The organism is Streptomyces sp. NPDC026500 (genome assembly GCF_055567635.1).
In genome coordinates this window covers 140547-158376 of the sequence record NZ_JBVHQB010000017.1, presented here as the reverse complement: position 1 = coordinate 158376, position 17830 = coordinate 140547, and the positions used below count along the sequence as shown (strand labels likewise).

17 protein-coding genes are annotated in these 17830 nt (G+C 71.3%); 5 read left to right on the top strand and 12 right to left on the bottom strand.

Going from position 1 to position 17830, the window contains the following annotated elements; translation table 11 throughout:
- Nucleotides 1–6 precede the first annotated feature (6 nt).
- The 12 genes from ACZ4N5_RS28610 to ACZ4N5_RS28555 form a co-directional block, all read right to left on the bottom strand.
- Complete coding sequence (locus tag ACZ4N5_RS28610; RefSeq protein ID WP_467759915.1) at nucleotides 7–330, bottom strand: hypothetical protein; 324 nt, start codon at nucleotides 328–330, stop codon at nucleotides 7–9.
- Nucleotides 331–1300: 970 nt separating this feature from the next.
- Nucleotides 1301–1684 (bottom strand): DUF2267 domain-containing protein, encoded by a 384-nt coding sequence (locus ACZ4N5_RS28605; RefSeq protein WP_467759914.1) that lies wholly within the window; start codon nucleotides 1682–1684, stop codon nucleotides 1301–1303.
- A 180-nt stretch (nucleotides 1685–1864) separates the two neighbouring features.
- Complete coding sequence (locus tag ACZ4N5_RS28600; protein WP_467759913.1) at nucleotides 1865–2443, bottom strand: ester cyclase; 579 nt, start codon at nucleotides 2441–2443, stop codon at nucleotides 1865–1867.
- Between the two features lie 63 nt (nucleotides 2444–2506).
- The gene (locus ACZ4N5_RS28595; protein WP_467759912.1) at nucleotides 2507–3538 is read right to left on the bottom strand and encodes a medium chain dehydrogenase/reductase family protein; all 1032 of its coding nucleotides are present in this window, start codon (nucleotides 3536–3538) and stop codon (nucleotides 2507–2509) included.
- Between the two features lie 158 nt (nucleotides 3539–3696).
- Entirely contained in the window at nucleotides 3697–4176 is a 480-nt protein-coding gene (locus tag ACZ4N5_RS28590; RefSeq protein WP_467759978.1) for a DUF5990 family protein, read from the bottom strand.
- A 272-nt stretch (nucleotides 4177–4448) separates the two neighbouring features.
- Nucleotides 4449–6089, bottom strand: coding sequence for a phosphoglucomutase (alpha-D-glucose-1,6-bisphosphate-dependent) (gene pgm / locus ACZ4N5_RS28585; RefSeq protein WP_467759911.1), 1641 nt, complete (start codon nucleotides 6087–6089; stop codon nucleotides 4449–4451).
- A 220-nt stretch (nucleotides 6090–6309) separates the two neighbouring features.
- Nucleotides 6310–7323, bottom strand: coding sequence for an MASE1 domain-containing protein (locus tag ACZ4N5_RS28580; RefSeq protein WP_467759910.1), 1014 nt, complete (start codon nucleotides 7321–7323; stop codon nucleotides 6310–6312).
- A 200-nt stretch (nucleotides 7324–7523) separates the two neighbouring features.
- A complete protein-coding gene (locus ACZ4N5_RS28575; RefSeq protein ID WP_467759909.1) occupies nucleotides 7524–8408 on the bottom strand; it encodes a PP2C family protein-serine/threonine phosphatase in 885 nt (294 codons plus the stop codon).
- A gap of 187 nt (nucleotides 8409–8595) precedes the next feature.
- Nucleotides 8596–9135 (bottom strand): SbtR family transcriptional regulator, encoded by a 540-nt coding sequence (locus ACZ4N5_RS28570; RefSeq protein WP_467759908.1) that lies wholly within the window; start codon nucleotides 9133–9135, stop codon nucleotides 8596–8598.
- A gap of 31 nt (nucleotides 9136–9166) precedes the next feature.
- Nucleotides 9167–11317, bottom strand: coding sequence for an MMPL family transporter (locus tag ACZ4N5_RS28565; RefSeq protein WP_467759907.1), 2151 nt, complete (start codon nucleotides 11315–11317; stop codon nucleotides 9167–9169).
- A 254-nt stretch (nucleotides 11318–11571) separates the two neighbouring features.
- On the bottom strand, nucleotides 11572–12345 hold the full coding sequence (locus tag ACZ4N5_RS28560; protein ID WP_467759906.1) for an LmeA family phospholipid-binding protein: 774 nt from the start codon (nucleotides 12343–12345) through the stop codon (nucleotides 11572–11574).
- The gene (locus ACZ4N5_RS28555; protein WP_467759905.1) at nucleotides 12342–12962 is read right to left on the bottom strand and encodes a TetR/AcrR family transcriptional regulator; all 621 of its coding nucleotides are present in this window, start codon (nucleotides 12960–12962) and stop codon (nucleotides 12342–12344) included. Before ACZ4N5_RS28555 ends, ACZ4N5_RS28560 begins: the two co-directional genes overlap by 4 nt.
- A gap of 239 nt (nucleotides 12963–13201) precedes the next feature.
- Between ACZ4N5_RS28555 and ACZ4N5_RS28550 the strand changes: the two genes are divergently transcribed.
- The 5 genes from ACZ4N5_RS28550 (at nucleotide 13202) to ACZ4N5_RS28530 (ending at nucleotide 17814) form a co-directional block, all read left to right on the top strand.
- Nucleotides 13202–14137, top strand: a complete 936-nt coding sequence (locus ACZ4N5_RS28550; RefSeq protein ID WP_467759904.1) for an ABC transporter ATP-binding protein — start codon at nucleotides 13202–13204, stop codon at nucleotides 14135–14137.
- The gene (locus ACZ4N5_RS28545) at nucleotides 14134–14982 is read left to right on the top strand and encodes an ABC transporter permease (protein ID WP_467759903.1); all 849 of its coding nucleotides are present in this window, start codon (nucleotides 14134–14136) and stop codon (nucleotides 14980–14982) included. The genes ACZ4N5_RS28550 and ACZ4N5_RS28545 overlap by 4 nt, the downstream gene beginning before the upstream one ends.
- Nucleotides 14983–15186: 204 nt before the next feature.
- Nucleotides 15187–16545, top strand: a complete 1359-nt coding sequence (locus tag ACZ4N5_RS28540; RefSeq protein ID WP_467759902.1) for a sensor histidine kinase — start codon at nucleotides 15187–15189, stop codon at nucleotides 16543–16545.
- Nucleotides 16542–17219, top strand: a complete 678-nt coding sequence (locus tag ACZ4N5_RS28535) for a response regulator (protein ID WP_467759901.1) — start codon at nucleotides 16542–16544, stop codon at nucleotides 17217–17219. Before ACZ4N5_RS28540 ends, ACZ4N5_RS28535 begins: the two co-directional genes overlap by 4 nt.
- 154 nt (nucleotides 17220–17373) lie before the next feature.
- The gene (locus ACZ4N5_RS28530) at nucleotides 17374–17814 is read left to right on the top strand and encodes an OsmC family protein (protein WP_467759900.1); all 441 of its coding nucleotides are present in this window, start codon (nucleotides 17374–17376) and stop codon (nucleotides 17812–17814) included.
- Nucleotides 17815–17830 lie beyond the last annotated feature (16 nt).

Sequence of the window (17830 nt, the reverse complement as noted above, 5' to 3'; positions counted from 1 at the left end):
GCCGCCTCAGGCGGCCGTGCCGTCGGGTTCTTGGACGAGCCCGCCGTTGACGGCGCGGTCGTAGAGCCGGTGATGCCACTCGTTCGCGTGGGGTGCGGGGCGGGTGGCCAGGACCGGGTTCGGACCCGTCTCGATCAGGTGCAGGAGCGTCCACGCGACGCCGTAACAGTCGTCCGGGCCGAAACAGGCGACCAGCGCGGCCGCCTCTTCCGCCGTGACCGGCCGGGCGATTCCTTCGAGTTGCCGGACTCGTGCGTCGATCTCTTCCTCGCTCGCGTCCCAGTCCGGGAGCGGACCGTCATCGACGAACGCCCGCACTTCGGATCTCATGGCCGGATCATCGACCGCCACTTCGGCCGGGCCAATTCGAGCACGCTGAGAGGCTGTTGCGTCGCACGTCGGCCCGCTCACCGCCGCCCTGCGAGTACGCGGCCCCGCCCGGCCCCCGAAGTACCCGGCGCTACCGGGCGTTGCCGGGGTCGTGGCCGATGGCCCGGGGTGAGTTGATGTGACCGTGTTCTGCTGGAGGGCATCGCCCCGGAGGATCAGCGGCATCAGGGGGGCCGCCGCAGGCTCCCGCATGGGGTGGACGACCGCTTCCGTGCGCAGGACGGCCGCGGCACGGTCGTGCTCCCCCAACGTGGTTTAGGCACGGGCCAGTTGTTCGACGGCCGCCGGCCGTGGTTCCTCCAGTGAGTGCGCTGCCGCCGGGAGCGACGGGCCGGGGAACGCACCCGCGAGGGCCGGTCCCTGCCGCAGGCACAGTGCGTCCTTGAGTATCAACACGGCGTCGTGCGCGTCTCGTTGCTCCCTGGCCGGCACCCGAAGTGGGAGACGAGGAGGAAGACTGGAGGATATCGGGGCTGCGACGGGACCCCGACGGGGTACATCGGTGTCCGGCCACGGGCAGCGAGGCACGCGAACCCGCGCCCAGGGACCGCACGGCGCACCGGAGTCACCGGCGTGCGTGGCTCGAACGGCCGCCCGGCCCCAGCGGCGGTCCGGCCCGAAGGCGGCCCGGCGCGAAGGGGCAGGGATCTGCGGCGGCTCGTGCGGCACCTGCGGACCGCGGAGCACGTCTGCGGTCCAGGGGCCCACATGCCGACAGCCCGGCACACGGTGCCGGGACTGCCGGGTGAGGCCAGTGGCTGCCCTGCCGCGACGCGACAGCTTGGCGCGAGGCTACGGCGGGGAGAGCGCTACTGCGGTACCGCGGGGCTGTCCGCTCGGAGGGCGACGCCTTGATCGGACGCGGGAACGGAACTTCCGGAATCGTGTGCCCGCGAGAAGGGCCGGCGCGTCAGCCGACGAATTCCTCGACCGGGTTGGAGAACTCGGCTCCGAGCTGCGACATCATGTTGCCGAATTCCTTGTCGCTGATCGCGTCGCGCAGCGTCACGAGCACGGCGCGGACGCCACGGTCGGCCTCGTCCTTCTTGAGCATGTTGCGTTCGGCGACACGCCGTACGGTCTCGTCGTAGCCGAAGACCTCGATGGCCGAGGTGGCACCTCGCCGAACGGACTCGGCCAGGCTTTCCGGGAGCTCCAGCGCCAGGGCCCGGTCCTTGCTGCCGCTCAGCCGGTGGGCAAGCGTCTCCAGCGTGGCGCGTGTCAGATCCGCCGACTCCTGTCGCGACAGGCCCGTGCGCTCCGACACCGCTTGGATGAATTCCCTATCCTCCACGCGCTGTCTCCTTTTCTGCCTCGTCGGTCCGACGACTCGGCGGTCTGAGGGCCTGGCGCCCGAAGTCCTGACGGTCTCGCGGCCACGTGGCCCTGAAACCACATTGACACGCGGCTGCCGGGCCCGCGCGGGCAAGTGGCCACGCCCCCGTTCACGAGCACCTCGGAACGGGGGCGTGCTTCAGAGGACTTCGAGCTGGGTGAGGAGCTGCAGGGTGTCGGAATTGACCCAGTACTCGACGAACCTCCCGTCGCGAATGCGGAGGGTGTCGGTACCGGTGAAGGCGACCTCGGTGCCCGGGGCGGCCTTGGCGCCGGGGAAGCCGCCGGCGTAGGTGCCGGTCGCCGTCCACCGCAGGGACGCGTACCGGCCGTCCACCAAGGGAGCGACCTGCAGCGCGAAGCGCAGGTCCGGGAACGCGGCACGGGTCTGCCCGATCCAGGCCACGAGCCCGTCGGCACCCCGGATGGCACTGCCGTCGCCGCCGTCGAGGAGCGCGGCGTGGACGCGGAAGTCGGCCGAGATGATGCCCGGCGCCTGGGTGTGGTCGCCGTTCCAGAGGCGCAGCCACGCGTCGAGCATCGCCTTCGTCTTCCGGGCGGTCCCGTGACGGCCCGCGCCGGAGACCGTCCGTGCGGACGAGCCGGTCGTCGAGGTGTCCGCGGCGGCCGTCGTGGCGGTGAGCCCGAGAGCGGCGAGCGCGGCGGGGGCGAGCAGGAGCATCCGGCGGCGCGGAGGGGTGGCGCAGGTGTCGGGCATGGCAGGTCCTCGCGTTTCGGAGAGGGAGGGAAGAGCTGCTGTCAGGCGTGTCGAGGCATGGCCCTACGGATTGAGGACGACCTTTCCGGCGACGGTGCCGGACTCGGCCAGCCGCAGGGCCTCGGCTACGCGGGTCAGCGGCAGCTGGGCGGCGATCTGCGCGGTGACGTCACCCTGCTGGAGGGCGGTGAAGACCTGTGTGAGGTCGGCGCGCAGCCGGGCCCGGAAGCGGTTCTTGGACAGGGCCCGGCCCGCCCAGACGTTGAAGAAGTACGCGTGGCGGCCGTTCGGCAGGGCGTTCCACAGCCACACCCGGCCGAGCAGCTTGAGCACGGGCCCCTGCTTGGACCCCGTGTCGTCCCGGGTGGAGGCGCTGCCGTAGGAGACGAGCGTGCCGCCGGGGGCGAGCAGGTGCCAGGAGTCGACGGCACTGTGACCTCCGACATGGTCGAAGACGGCGTCGACGCCACCGGGGGCGAGTTCGCGGACGCGGGCGGCGACGTCATCGGTGCGGTAGTCGACAGGGGTGACGCCCCGTTCCCGCAGCGCGTCGTGGTGGCGCGCGGAGGCCGTACCGATCACCTTCGCGCCCGCGGCGTGCGCGAGCTGGACCAGGACCGAGCCGACGCCGCCGTTGGCACCGTGCACCAGGACCGTCTGTCCGGCCCGGACCCGTGCCTTGCGGTGCAGCATCTGCCAGGCGGTGATGCCGTTGACGACCACGGTCTCCGCCTCCGCGGCGCCGATCCCGTCGGGCACGGGCACCACGTCCACCGCCTCCACGCGCACATGACTGGCCCAGCCGCCGACCTTGACGAGAGCGGCCACCCGGGTGCCGGCAAGCCCCGGGTCGACTCCCTGGCCGGTGGTGAGGACCGTGCCGACCAGGTCGTAGCCGGGTACGAAGGGGAACGGCGGCTGGTCGTAGTACCGCCCGCGGCGCATCTGCTGCTCGGCGAAGGAGACACCGGTCGCCTCCATCCGGATCACGACCTGGCCGGGGCCCGCGACGGGGACGGCGCCGTGCCGGATCTCCAGCCCTTCCGGCTCCACCTTGCCCGGCAGGACGACCTCGACGAGCCCTTCGGCGTTCATGACGACCTCCACTGCGCTTCGCGCGAGTTATCGACTATCGCTTTAGTTAGAAGCTATAACTCACGGGTGTGAACGTCAAGAGCTTTCGTTATAGGTTCTAACTGCGATGGCATGGGCGTGTCGGTCGGCCGCCATCGCCTCAGGGGCGGCGCAGGGATCTAACCGGCGTGTTCGGCGGTCCACTCGATCTCTGGCGGTACGACGCGGGCGCATCGCGGGTTGCCGCGTTCGTCGGTCAGGCCCAGGCGCCCGACGAGGAGACCCTCGCGCGCGGCCGCCGCGAGTACGTCGGAGGGGACGGCGTCGATCATGAGCTTGGCGCGGCGGAACATGCTGAAGACGCCCGCCTCGTCGACGGTGCCCCACGACAGATAGATGAACCGGTGGCCCAGTCGGTCCTGCACATAGGGACCCTTCACCTCGACACCCGTCGGCGAGGGTGTCGCGGTGCATTCGAGGGTCCAGGTCGCGGACGCGCCGTCGCCCGGCTGGGGATCGAGCAGCTCGCCCGGGCGGTCGCGGCGTTGCACAGCCACGTGGATGTTGTCGTACGCCGAGACGGTGCGGCCCTCGGGGGCCGGGCACGTGAGGCCGGGCAGGTCAATGGCGTCGATACGGATGCGCATGCGGGCCATCATGCCGCCGAACCGCCCGGCGGCGAGATCCGCGAGACGTGCCACGCACCTCGAACGCGGCGCTGCACACGCCTTACATGGCGCCACAGACACTGAACACCGCGCACATCGGCACGGAACACCGAACAGCGCCCGCCTCGGCACGGAACGCCGAACGCCGCCCGCCTCGGCACGGAACGCCGAACACCGCGCGCCTCGGCAGGGAATTCCGTGCGCCGCGCGGTCGACGGGTGCCGGCGCCGGGTCGCGGGGACCGCGGCGCCGGTGGCGTGCTCTCAGCCGGCCAGTGCCGCCGAGACGACCGCCTTCGCCTCGTCCTGCACCTGGCGGAGGTGATCGGTTCCGCGGAACGACTCCGCGTAGATCTTGTAGACGTCCTCGGTACCCGACGGGCGGGCCGCGAACCAGGCGTTCTCGGTGGTCACCTTGATTCCGCCGATGGGCGCGCCGTTGCCCGGGGCCTCGGTGAGGACCGCGGTGACCGCTTCCCCGGCGAGGGTGTCCGTGGTGATCTGGGCGGGTGAGAGCTTGGCGAGGAGGGCCTTCTCGTCGCGGGACGCCGGGGCGTCGATGCGCTCGTAGGCGGGCTCGCCGAATCGCGCGGTGAGCCCGGCGTAGTGCTCGGAGGGCGTCTTTCCGGTCACTCCCGTGATCTCGGAGGCGAGGAGGGCCAGGATGATGCCGTCCTTGTCGGTGGTCCAGACCGAGCCGTCGCGGCGCAGGAAGGAGGCGCCCGCCGACTCCTCCCCGCCGAATCCGATGGAGCCGTCGACCAGCCCGTCCACGAACCACTTGAATCCGACGGGCACCTCGACCAGCTGACGGCCGAGATCGGCGGCGACCCGGTCGATCATTCCGGACGACACCAGGGTCTTGCCGATCCCCGTGTCGGCGGGCCACTGCTCCCGGTGGGTGTAGAGGTAGGCGATGGCGGCGGCGAGATAGTGGTTGGGGTTCATGAGTCCGGCGTCCGGGGTGACGATCCCGTGGCGGTCGGCGTCGGCGTCGTTGCCCGTGGAGATCTGGAAACGGTCGCGCCGCTCGATGAGCGAGGCCATCGCGTACGGCGACGAGCAGTCCATCCGGATCTTGCCGTCCCAGTCCAGCGTCATGAACCGCCAGGTGGGGTCGGTGAGCGGGTTGACCACGGTCAGGTCCAGTGCGTGCTGCTCGGCGATGCGCCCCCAGTAGGCGACCGAGGCCCCGCCCAGCGGGTCGGCGCCGATCCGGACGCCGGCCGCGCGGATCGCGTCCAGATCGAGCACCTGGGGCAGATCGGCCACGTAGGTGCCGAGGAAGTCGTGACGGCCGGTGCCGGGAGCGGCGAGCGCCCTGGCGTAGGTGACGCGCCGTACGCCCTTGAGGCCGTCCCTGATGAGTTCGTTGGCCCGGTCCTGGATCCAGGAGGTCGCCTCGGAGGCCGCCGGGCCGCCGTTCGGCGGGTTGTACTTGAAGCCGCCGTCGGCCGGCGGATTGTGGGAGGGGGTGACCACCACACCGTCCGCGAGACCCGAGGACCGTCCGCGGTTGTGGGTGAGGATGGCGTGCGAGACCGCCGGAGTGGGCGTGTAACCGTCCGCGCTGTCGAGGAGCACCGACACGTCGTTGGCCGCGAACACTTCCAGGGCGGTGACCTTCGCGGGCTCCGAGAGCGCATGGCTGTCGGCGCCCAGGAAGAGCGGGCCGTCGATGCCCTGGCCGTCGCGGTACTCGCAGATGGCCTGGCTCGTCGCGGCGATGTGGTCCTCGTTGAACGCGGTCGCCAGTGACGAACCGCGGTGTCCGGACGTACCGAAGGAGACGCGCTGGCCGGGTTCGGCCGGGTCGGGGTGGAGCGCGTAGTACGCGGTGACCAACCGGGCTACGTCGACGAGATCCTCGGGGCCGGCCGTACGGCCCGCTCGCTCGTGCTGCATGTGCCCGCACCTCCACATCGGTGGTTCTTCGCTGGTGGTCTCATCTTTCCCCACCGGGCTCCACGGCGGTACGGCAGCCGTCGCGACGGCTGCCGTAGGCGGCACTGGGCCGCATCCCTTCGCGAGGGCGGCCGGGCACCTTCGGGTGACGGCGGCGCCGGCGACGGAGCGGCGGACGGACCGGAACGGCAGAGAGCCTCCCCCCGCCCCTCCCCCGCCGTCAGCCCAGTCCGTCGTCGTCCGCGGGAGAGGGTCTGGGCGTGGGGGGCGGTCTGGGCATGGGGTTCCCGGCGGTCAGGTGTTCCAGCACCTGAACCAGCTCCTGGCAGGCCAGTTCGACGGAACGTCTGGTGTTGCGCTGTTCGGTGATCACGGCGGACAGGAGAAGCGCTGTCAGGGCCATGGTTCCGTTGAAGGCCTGCAGCTTGAACATGATCTCGGTGTGGCTCAGCCGGTGGAACGGACCGACGTCCTCCGTGGCCGCGACGGTGGCCATGACGGAGGCGAAGAGGGCGCACCCCAGGCTGCCCGGGAGCTCAAAGCGCAGCGCCGCCCAGATCAGCAGCGGATAGATGAGGAACAGCAGACTGATGGAATTGCGCGTGGCGATCGGCACCGTGACGCAGACCGCGACCAGCAGTACGGCGGCCTCCTTCCATCGTGTCAGGCTCACCGGCGCGCGTACGGCGTACAGCATCAGAAGCACCGGGGTGACGATCAGAACCCCCATCGCGTCACCCACCCACCAAGCCAGCCAGACCGCCCAGAAGCCGGCCGCGGCGAGTTTGTCCGTGAGCACCAGCAGACCGACATCCACCGTCGCGCTGATCATCATGCTGCCCAGGGCCGCCAGGAACACCAGGGCGAGGCCATCGCGCAATCGGCTGAGATCGGAGCGGAAGCGCACCCCGCGCAGCAGGAGGTAGGCACAGATCGGGGCGACGGTGTTGCCCGCGACGATGCCCAGCGCGGAGGGCTGGAACGAGGAGAACGAGGAGAGGGAGAGGACAACCAGAAGGGCCCCGATCGCGATCCCGAGCCACGACCGGATCCCCAGGATCAGCAGGGCGGCGACAGCCACGCCGGTGGGCGGCCAGATGGGTGTGAACACTGCTCCCTCGACGGAGAGCCGCCGCAGGAGTCCCAGCCGCCCTGCTCCGTAGTAGCAGGCAGCGATCACCAGAGTCTGAACTGCGAAGACGGCCGATCGGCGCAGCTCGTGTGTAGCCACCACAGAGCCATCAGACACCGCCGGGGCCCGGTCGGCGAGGCGAGCGGGTCCTGCGGCCGGACCGGGGGTGGTGTCCCTGGGGCGGGACGCGGGTGGCGTCCCTGGGGGCCGGACGGGGGTGGCGCCCCTGGGGGCCGGAGGCAGGTGGCGTCCCCGGGACCGGACGGGGGTGGCGTCCCCGGGACCGGACGCGGGTCGCGTCCCTAGGGCCGGACGGGGGTCGCGTCCCCAGGGGGCCGGGCGGTGGGCGCGTCCCCGGGGGGCCGGACGGTCGGCGCGCCGTGGCCGACCACGAGTACGGCCGCGTCGTCCTCGTGTCCCACACGCTCGGCGCCCCTGATCACCGCGGCGGCCAGCGCACCGGCCGACAGGCCCGCGACGGCGGCGATGCCGGCGAGCCGCACGACCTGGTCGAGTCCCTCGTCGACGCTCATGGAAGGTCCCTCGACGACGCCGTCGGTCAGCAGGACGAAGACTCCGCCGGTGGTGAGCCGGTGCCGGGTCACCGGGTACTGCATCCCCGCCTCGATGCCGAGCGGCGGCCCCCCTTCGTCCTCGGCGATGCCGGACTTGCCGTCCGCGGTCGCCCAGACGCTGGGTATGTGCCCGGCCCGCGCGGTCTCCAGCACGCCGGTGGCCGGGTCGAGCCGCATGAAGGTGCAGGTCGCGAAGAGGTCGGCGCCGATGGACAGGATGAGGTCGTTGGTCCGGGCGAGGATCTCTCCCGGGTCGCTCGTCACGGAGGCGAGCGCACGCAGACCGACCCTGACCTGTCCCATGAACGCGGCGGCCTCGATGTTGTGGCCCTGTACGTCACCTATGGACAGGCCAATGCGATCGTCGGGCAGCCTGAAGGCGTCGTACCAGTCCCCGCCCACGTTGAGGCCGTAGCAGGCGGGCGCGTACTGGACGGCCACGTCGAATCCTGGGGCGGACGGCATGTCTCCCGGAAGCATGCCGCGTTGCAGCGCGATGGCCAGTTCGACCTGCGAGCGCTGGAACTCCGCGCGTTCACGCGCCTGGGCGGTCAGCGACCCGAGCCGGGCCAGCAGCTCGTCGTCGTCGCCCGTCGGGGGCTTGCGGGACATCGACCACCCCGGAAGAAAAGCCACACAAGGAAAGAAATGTTAAGAAAGCATCTCTATCGGATGATAACGACCCGGGCGGCAGGACCCGACATCGGCACCTCCCGGCCGACGGCGCGGACGATGGGCGGGGATGACGTCGGGCTCGACCGGAGGCGTACGAGTTGTCCGGCGACAGGGACGGGATTCGTCAGATCGTCGGCTCGGGACGCGGCCGGCGGAGGCCGTCGACGATCAGGTCGAGGATCCGTGCGGCGCGGACGTCGCCGCCGCGCGCCGGATCGATCCACAACACGCTGAGCTGCAGCAGGACGTCCTCGGGATCGAGACCGCCCTTGAGCGTGCCCTCGGCGGCTCCGGCATCGAGCAGCACGGTGATGGCACGGAGAAAGGGTTCGTAGTACTCGTCGTCGAGGCCGCGATCCGTCACGGCGTGGATGACCTCGGCGACGCCGTACTTGAGCCGGCCGTAACAGGCGACCTCGTCGAACCACTGCCGCGGGGCCTCGAGCGGGGGGCGCGTCCTCGGCCGGCGACCGCGTCCAGCCCGCCGGACGGTAGTGGACTGCGGGAGAAGTCTGGTCGCACACGGAGCCGTCCGCGCCTGACCGGGCCCGGCAACCGCCCGTGCGCGAGCGCCGACGGACCCTGCGCCAGGACAGCGGTGCCGGGAAAGCGACGCCGGGACATCAACTCCCGGACACCCAAGGGCCGGTGCGGGCGCGGCCACGGGGAGCCGTGCCCGCCCGCGTTCGCCGGTATCAGACGGTCGTGTGCGGCAGTCGGCGGTCCAGCCAGGGCGGCAGCCACCAATTGGCCCGCCCCATAAGGAACATGAGGGACGGCACCAGCACGAGGCGGACGACGGTGGCGTCGAGGACGACACTGACGGCGAGGCCGAGCGCGAGCATCTTCACCACGACGGCCGGTGAGCCGGTGAAGGACAGGAACACGGCCGTCATGATGAGCGCGGCGCAGGTGATGACCCGTCCGGTGAGCGAGAGACCGGTGCCGACCGCCCGCTCGTTGTCGTGGGTCGCATGCCACTCCTCGGCGATGCGGGAGAGCAGGAAGATCTCGTAGTCCATCGAGAGCCCGAAGACGATGGCGAACATCATCATCGGGACGTACGACTCGATCGGTACGGGCTCGCTCATGCCGAGCAGGTCGTCGCCCCAGCCCCACTGGAAGACGGCGACCAGGATGCCGTACGACGCGCCGGTCGTCAGCAGGTTGAGGACGACCGCCTTGAGCGGGATCACCAGGCTGCGGAAGACGAGCGTCAGCAGCAGGAACGCGGCGACCAGCACGATGCCGATGATGAGGGGCAGGCGTTCGGTGACGGTGTCGCGGAATTCGAGCTGGCCCGCGGTGCTGCCGGTCAGATGGCCTGTCGCGCCGGTGCCCTTGAGAGCGTCGGACACGGCGGTGTCGGTGAGGGTGGCGAACAGGGCGCCCGTGTCGGCCGATTGGGGGCCGGTGGCGGGGACGACCGTCGTGACGAGCACCTTGCCGTCCGGGCTGGGCCGCGGTGGTGTCACGCGGGCGACGCCGTCCGTCTTCGTCAGACCGTCGGCGAGCCGGTCCGCGACCCGGTCGGCGGACGCGGTCGCGTCGGCGAGGTCGACGACGAGGGTGAAGGGTCCGTTGACGCCCGGCCCGAATCCGGGACCGTCGGCGTCGGCTGTCCAGTCGTAGGCGTCGCGGGTGGTGCTGCCCGCCGGATCCGCCCCGTCGTCGATGTGCCCGAGGCGCATCGAGAACAACGGGATCGCGCAGAGGGCGACGAGGACGAATCCCGCGGTGAAGAACTTCCACGGGTGCCGGGCGACCATGCGCGCGTAACGGTGCCATCCGTCGTGGTCCCCGGCGCTCTCGGCGACCGGCCGACGGCGGACGCGCAGTACGTCGATCCGGCGGCCCACGAGCCCCATGGCCGCGGGCACCAGGGTGAGCGCGGCGACGGCGGTGACGACCACCGCGACGGTGGCGGCGAGACCCAGCCGCCCGATCATGGTCAGACCGCAGGCGTACAGGCTGAGCAGGGCCACGGCCACGGTGACGGCGGCGACCAGAACGGCCTTGCCGCTGACGGCGGTTGTGCGGCCGACCGCCGTTTCGGGATCGTGCCCGTCGATCAGGTACTGACGGAACCGTGTGATCAGGAAGAGCGCGTAGTCGATGCCCACGCCCAGCCCGATCATCGTGGCCAGCGTGGGTGCCGAGGTGGCGAAGGTGAGGGTGCCGGCCACGATGCCGACCACACCGAGTCCCACACCCACGCCGATCAGGGCGGTGACCAGCGGCATGAGGGCCGCGGCAACGCTGCCGAAGGCGAGCAGCAGCACGATCAGCGCGGCGCTGATGCCGATGGCCTCGGCGGCGGCGTCCTCGGCGGGCGCGCGCACGATGTCGTGCAGGTCGCCGCCGTAGCCGACGCCGATCCCGGCGTCCCTGGCGGGAGCGGTCGCCTCGTCGAGCCGCTCGGTGTAGGCGTGGCCGAGGGACTTGAGCTTCTGGTCGAAGGACACCGTGGCGTAGGCGGTAGCGCCGTCGGAGCTGGTCACCGGTGCGGCGACGGCGGTGACATGGGGCAGATGCTTCAGGCGGTCGAGCGTCGTCTCCAGCCCGGCGTGGTGGTCGGACACCTTCCCGGAGCCGACGTGGAACACGACCTTTCCGCTCGCCGCGCCCGCTGCCGGGTCGGACTTCTCCAGCAGGTCCGCGCCGATGCTCGCCTGGCTGCCGGGAAGGCTGACCTCGTCGCCGTAGGTCGCCCCGACCGCGTGCCGGCCCGCGAACGCGGCCGCCAGGACCAGCAGCCAGGCGGCGATCACCCACACGGGGTGCCGGGCACAGAAGGCGCCCGTGCGGTGCAGGACCGTCGGACGGGGGGCAGGGGGAAGGGACACTGCGCCTCCAAAGAAGTGGCAGGACTGCCACAACTTAACCCGGAAGATGGCAGGGACGTCAATTGTCAGTCGTGCCACTTTCCTGAACGGTCCCGCCCGGCTCCTCACCCGACCGCCACCCGGTCAGCGCCCGACCGCCACCCCTCAGCACCCGGTCAGCGCCCGGCCCTTGCCCGGCCGGAACCGTTCTCACCCCGGCCCCGCCCGGTTCCGGACATGGGCGCGGCGCCCCGGGGCGGACGACGGATCGACCGTCAGCTGTCGGCCTGCCGCCGACCGGAAACGCAGGCGGAACCCGCCTTCGCCGTCTTCACCGCCGCCTTCGGACCGCCGGACGACACCTTGAAGTCCAGGACGAGACCGTCGCTTCCGGCGTGGGCGCCGACGAGTGTGGCGCCGTCCGGGAGCTTGTGGATGTCGATGGTGCGCGGCTTCAGCTTGTCGGCGAAGCCTGCGGCGCCCGGGAGCGCGGAGAGCGCCGACACCGGCACTTGGCGGCCGAGGATCTGGACGTCGGCGGGGGTGATGGTGAGGCTGTGGGCCGTGGTGGACAGGTTCGTCACCACCGTGACGGGCATACCGGCGCTGCCCGCGGCGCCCGTGAGCGTGAGATGCGTGCCGTCCGTGCCCGTCTTCAGCCCGCTCGCGCCGGCGTCGGCACCGCCCTGCGCGCCAACCGTCTTGTCCAGGGCGCCGTACGCGATGGTGGCGGTGGCCGTTCCGCCGGAGGTGGCGCCGCCCGTCGACACGTCACGCAGGTAGACGTCGACGTCCATGTCGGTGCCCTGGCGGCGCACACCGTCGGCGCTGACATGGACGGCGCCGACCGTGCCGGTGAGCGCCTCGAGCCCGGCCAGTGTGTCGTCGAGGTCGACCTGCACGCCTCCGGTCGCGCCGAGACGGCACTGGGCGGCCTCCGCGACCCGGCGCTGCACCTTGTGCTCGACGACGAGGTCGGCGGCCGCGGCTCCCACGACGGCGGCGGTCAGGCATATCGCGGTGATGGTGACGCGACGGCGACGGCTCACGAGGTGGTGGCTCCGATCATGGTCAGGAAGGTGAACGCCTGCGGGAGCAGGCGGTCGGGTTCCACGGGAATTCCGGCCGTACGACGGTTGCGCAGGGTGCGCAGGACGGCGCGCGCGGCCGACAGCGCGCAGTTGGCGATCACGGCGGCCTGCAGGTCGGCGTCCGGAGCCCCCGACGGGAGGCGCTCCAGGACGAGTTCGGTGAGCCTTGCCTCGAACTGCTGGAACTGCCGGGCCAGGCCTTCGCGCGCCTGTTCGCGGATCTCGCCGAGCGGATGGGCCAGCGCGGTCAGGCTGCTGGTGGCGAAGTAGGACACGGCGTCGGTGATGGCACCGCAGGCCGCTTCGAGGGGGGTGTCGCTCTCCGGCCGGGCCAGGAAGGCTTCCTCTATGCGCGCGAAGAGCTCGATCCCGTCCGGGAGCAGCAGGGCTTCCTTGCTGTCGAAGTAGCGGAAGAAGGTCCGCTCGGACACGTTCGCCTCCGCGGCGATGTCGGCCACCGTCGTCTGCGCGAACCCGTGTTCGGCGAAGAGCCGCCCGGCGGCCTCGCGCAGTCCGCGCCGGGTCTCGTCCTTCTTCCGCTCACGCAGACCGGGCTTCTCGGTTCTCTCTGGCATGGTGACACCCTCACCACTGGCGCCGGGCCTGTCAATTGTCAGCCCTGCCATTTTGGCGCGCGTCGACGTCCGCCGGTTCCCCGGTCTGTCATCCGAGCGCCCGACCCGAGTGATACCGCGGTACTACGGGCCGCCCGGCAAGCCAGCTCTCAGGTGCCACGGATCCGGGGCGATGGTCTCCTAGCGTTGAGGGTGAGCAGTCAGGTGGGGGGCCTGCCCCCGAACGTAAGGGAACATCGATGATCGAGGCACATCAGCTGACGAAGCGGTACGGGGAGAAGACGGCGGTGGATCAGCTGGACTTCGTCGTGAAGCCCGGCACCGTCACCGGCTTCCTGGGCCCGAACGGCGCAGGCAAGTCCACGACCATGCGCATGATCGTCGGACTGGACGCGCCGTCCAGCGGCAACGTCACGGTCAACGGCAAGCACTACGCCCAGCACGCGGCGCCGCTCCAGGAAGTCGGCGCGCTGCTCGAGGCCAAGTCGATCCACCCGGGCCGGTCCGCCTTCGACCACCTCATGGCCCAGGCCTACACCCACGGCATTCCGCGCCGCCGGGTGGAGGAAGTCATCGAGCTGACCGGCCTCCAGACCGTGGCAAAGAAGCGCGCGGGCGCCTTCTCCCTCGGCATGGGCCAGCGCCTCGGCATCGCCGCGGCCCTCCTCGGCGACCCGGCCACGATCATGCTCGACGAGCCGGTCAACGGACTGGATCCCGAGGGCGTGCTGTGGATCCGCAACCTGCTCACCGGGCTCGCGGCGGACGGTCGTACGGTCTTCGTCTCCTCGCACCTGATGAGCGAGATGGCGCTGGTCGCCGACCACCTGATCGTCGTCGGACGTGGGCGGCTGCTGGCCGACACCACCGTGCGGGAACTGATCCAGCAGGCCGGCGGTGACACCGTCACCGTGGCGACCGACCAGGCGTCCCGCCTGCGCGAGGTGCTGGCAGGCCCCGGCGTCGAGATCACCGGTGCTGCCGGATCCGAAGAGCTCCAGGTGACGGGTCTGACCCCGCGGGCGATCGGTCTCAAGGCCGCCGAGCACGGCATCCCGCTGTTCGAGCTCAGCTCCCGGACCGTCTCTCTCGAAGAGGCGTTCATGGATCTGACCCGCGACGCTGTCGAGTACCACGCCAGCGCCACCGTCGAGGCCCCTGGGAGGGCGGCATGAGCACCGTCACCGTCACCGACAGCCCCGCGCCCGCACCGGTGCGGGCGGCACGCCCGACGTACAAGGTCACCGGGCGCCGTGTGCTGCGCTCCGAGTGGGCGAAGCTGTGGTCGCTGCGCTCCACCTGGATCACCCTCGGCCTCGGACTGCTTTTCCTCGTCGCGTTCGGCGTGATCGCCGCCGCGCACTACAAGTCCGAGCTCAACTCGGGCCGTCCCCTGCACCGGGACGACGTCGGGGCCACCGCGCTCAGCCTCTCCGTGTTCGGCACGAACTTCGCGCAACTGGCGCTCGGTGTGCTGGGTGTGCTGATCACCGCGGGTGAGTACTCGACGGGCATGATCCGTTCCACGCTGGCCGCCGTGCCGCGCCGTCTGCCGGTGCTGTGGTCCAAGGCCTCGGTGTTCGGCCTGGTCGCCCTCGTCGTCTCCACCATCGGCGTCTTCGTCGCGTTCACGATCGACAGCGGCATCGTCTCCGGCACGCCCGCGGCCCTCACCATGTCCCACTCGGGCGTGGTCCGGAGCCTGCTGGGCGCGGGCCTCTACCTCGGTCTGGTCGGCGTGATCGGCACCGCCCTGGGCGCCCTGCTCCGCTCGGTCGCCGGTGGCATCTCGGTCCTGGTCGCCTCGCTGATGCTGGTGCCCGGCCTGATCTCACTGCTGCCCAGCTCGTGGCAGGACAACATCAGCCCGTACCTGCCGAGCAACGCGGGCCAGTCGATGTTCGCGCTGACCCACGACTCGACCACCCTGTCGCCCACCGCCGGGCTCGTGGTCTTCCTCGGCTGGACCGTGCTCGCCCTGGCCGGCGCCGCCTACCGTCTCGTCCGCTCGGACGCCTGACACACGGCGCACCGCGCCCCACGACCGGCACGGCACCCGACCGGAACACCCGGTTCGGTGTCGTGCCGTCCGGGCACCGGGGACCGGGCGTCACGACCGACCTGCGCGGTGACGCCCGTACGAGGACACGAGGAGGCGCGTACGAGGACGCGGCCGGACCCACAATGGACAGGTGAGACCCATGAGCGCGGACCAGTGACTCCCATGAACATCGACGACCCCGCCCTGCTCGGACCGGCGGACGACCGGCCCTTCGCCGAGGCGGACCTGCCGTGGAACCACCCGCTGGCCCGTGCGCTGTCCCGTCTCGGCCGCCGGCTCAAGCAGGGCGACCGGAGGCGTCCATGGATCCTCGACGCGACGGTGACGGCTGTCGTGGCGCTGATGTTCTGCGTGCCCGACCTGGCGCACGACAACGACGGCAGACACCATGGATTCGACACCCAGTTCACCCATCTGCCCTGGCCGGGGACGCTCGCGCTGCAGGCCGGACTGGTCCTCCCCCTGCTGTGGCGGCGGAGAAGGCCCACGCTCGCCTTCGCCGTGATCACCGCGGTGTTCATCCTCCAGCTGACGCTGGGCGTCTGGCTGCGCGCCGATGTCGCCGTGCTGATCGCCCTCTACAGCCTGGTGCTGCACGGAGAGCTGCGACGGCTCCCCGCGGCCTGCGCGGTCACGGCCGGCGCGCTGGGGCTGGTCGCCGTACGGCTGCCGTCCGACGTGCACGTGCTGGACGCGCTGTTCTTCCTGTTCAGCACCATAACCGCGGCCGTCGCGCTCGGACTGGCGGTACGGATCCGGCGTGGCCAGCTCGCCGTCCTGCGGGACCGCGCGACCCGCCTGGAGGTCGAACGCGACCAGCGCAGCAAACTGGCCGCCGCCGCCGAACGCACCCGCGTGGCCCGCGAGATGCACGACATCGTGGGCCACAACCTCTCCGTCATCATCACCCTTGCCGACGGCGGCGCGTACGCGACCGACCTCGCGCCGGAACGCGGCAAGCAGGCCCTGCTGCTCATCGGTGACACCGGGCGGCAGGCGCTCGGCGAACTGCGCCGCATGCTCGGCGTCCTGCGCGAACAGACCCAGGCTCCCGCCACGCCCGAGCTGAGCCCCCAACCGGGCACAGGGGACATCGACGGCCTGTGCGAGCGCATCCGGGCCGCCGGCCCGCGCGTCGTCCACCGCAGCCGTGGCGAACTGGGATCCCTGGACCGCGGCGTCCAACTGGCCGTCTACCGCATCGTCCAGGAGGGTCTCACCAACGCCCTCAAGCACGGGGGACCCGAGACACGCGTGGATCTCATGGTGAGCGTCGAGGACACCTTGCTGCGCATCGACGTCCACGACACCGGCCCGGGTACCGGCACCCCCCGTTCCCGGCAGCGCGACGACGAAGGACACGGAATCCCCGGCATGAGAGAACGCGCGGCCCTCTACAACGGGACCGTCGTCGCGGGACCCGCCCCCGACGGCGGATGGACGCTGCAGGCCACCCTCGACCTCACCCCTCTGGCCGGCACCGATCTCGCTCCCTCGGCCGCCGCGGGCGGTGCGCCATGACCAGTGTGCTCATCGTCGACGACCAGCCGCTTCAGCGCCTCGGTTTTCGGATGCTCCTGGAGAGCACGCCGGACACCGATGTCGTCGGTGAGGCGTCCCACGGCGGCGACGCCGTCCGCAGGGCGGCCGAACTCCGCCCGGACGTGATCCTCATGGACGTACGGATGCCCGGTATGGACGGCATCGAGGCCACCCGTCGGGTCGTCGCGTCCGGCGGCCGCTCCCGCGTCCTGATCCTGACCACGTTCGACCTGGACGAATACGCCTACGCCGCACTGCGCGCGGGAGCCAGCGGATTCCTCCTCAAGGACGCCCATCCGGAGGAACTGCTCGCCGGTATCCGCGCGGTCGCCGCGGGCGACGCGGTGATCGCCCCCGCCCTGACCCGCCGCCTCCTGGACGCCTACGCCAAGCATCTCCCGCACGGTTCGTCGACCGGAAGACCGCAGGACGACACCCGCGTACGCGCCCTCACCGAGCGGGAGTACGAGATCTTCGTCGCCATCGGCGAGGGCTGGAGCAACAGCGAGATCGCCGAGCGCCTGGTCGTGGCGGAATCCACCGTCAAGACCCATGTCGGCCGCGTCCTGGCGAAGGTCGGAGTCCGCGACCGGGTCCAGGCGGTCATCCTCGCCTACGACCTCGGCGTCGTCCGCCCGAACCCGCCCGACTGACACTCCCGAGCCCGTCGAGGGCTGCGCGTACTCCACCCTCGGCAACCGGTGCATGCGTCCGGCGGCGGACAACTCGGCCGGCGTGGCCGCGGTCGGCGACCGGGCCTGGGCGCATCCGATGCGGGTGCTGCGACCCGACATTAGGGTCGGCGGTATGACCGACAACAACCTGCGCCTCGTCACCGTCGAGCGGACCGGCACCGGCCACTTCACAGCGACCAACGCGCGCGGCGGGACGATCGCCTTCGGTACCGGTTCCGGTCCCGACGGGGAGGACGCGTTCACCCCGGTCGAGTTGCTGCTCGCCGCCATCGGGGGCTGCACCGCCGCCGACGTCGATGTCGCGACCGGCCGCCACGCGGAGCCCTCGACGTTCACCCTGACCGTGACCGGCAACAAGATCGCCGACGAGCTCGGAAACCGGATGACCGACCTCGCGGTCACCTTCTCCGTGGCGTTCCCGGACGGCGAACCCGGCGACCGCGCCCGCGCGATCCTCCCCCGGGCCGTCAAGACCTCCCACGACAAGCTCTGCACGGTCAGCCGCACGGTGGAGGCAGGCACCCCCGTCGCCGTGACGATCGCCGACGTCTGACGCACCGGAGCCGGGC

Bases quoted from the DNA above. Each gene is read 5' to 3' on its own strand.
- ACZ4N5_RS28610 (WP_467759915.1), bottom strand. From the start codon at position 330: ATGAGATCCGAAGTGCGGGCGTTCGTCGATGACGGTCCGCTCCCGGAC.
- ACZ4N5_RS28600 (WP_467759913.1), bottom strand. From the start codon at position 2,443: ATGCCCGACACCTGCGCCACCCCTCCGCGCCGCCGGATGCTCCTGCTC.
- ACZ4N5_RS28595 (WP_467759912.1), bottom strand. From the start codon at position 3,538: ATGAACGCCGAAGGGCTCGTCGAGGTCGTCCTGCCGGGCAAGGTGGAG.
- ACZ4N5_RS28590 (WP_467759978.1), bottom strand. From the start codon at position 4,176: ATGATGGCCCGCATGCGCATCCGTATCGACGCCATTGACCTGCCCGGC.
- pgm (WP_467759911.1), bottom strand. From the start codon at position 6,089: ATGCAGCACGAGCGAGCGGGCCGTACGGCCGGCCCCGAGGATCTCGTC.
- ACZ4N5_RS28575 (WP_467759909.1), bottom strand. From the start codon at position 8,408: ATGTCCCGCAAGCCCCCGACGGGCGACGACGACGAGCTGCTGGCCCGG.
- ACZ4N5_RS28555 (WP_467759905.1), bottom strand. From the start codon at position 12,962: ATGCCAGAGAGAACCGAGAAGCCCGGTCTGCGTGAGCGGAAGAAGGAC.
- ACZ4N5_RS28550 (WP_467759904.1), top strand. From the start codon at position 13,202: ATGATCGAGGCACATCAGCTGACGAAGCGGTACGGGGAGAAGACGGCG.
- ACZ4N5_RS28545 (WP_467759903.1), top strand. From the start codon at position 14,134: ATGAGCACCGTCACCGTCACCGACAGCCCCGCGCCCGCACCGGTGCGG.
- ACZ4N5_RS28540 (WP_467759902.1), top strand. From the start codon at position 15,187: ATGAACATCGACGACCCCGCCCTGCTCGGACCGGCGGACGACCGGCCC.
- ACZ4N5_RS28535 (WP_467759901.1), top strand. From the start codon at position 16,542: ATGACCAGTGTGCTCATCGTCGACGACCAGCCGCTTCAGCGCCTCGGT.
- ACZ4N5_RS28530 (WP_467759900.1), top strand. From the start codon at position 17,374: ATGACCGACAACAACCTGCGCCTCGTCACCGTCGAGCGGACCGGCACC.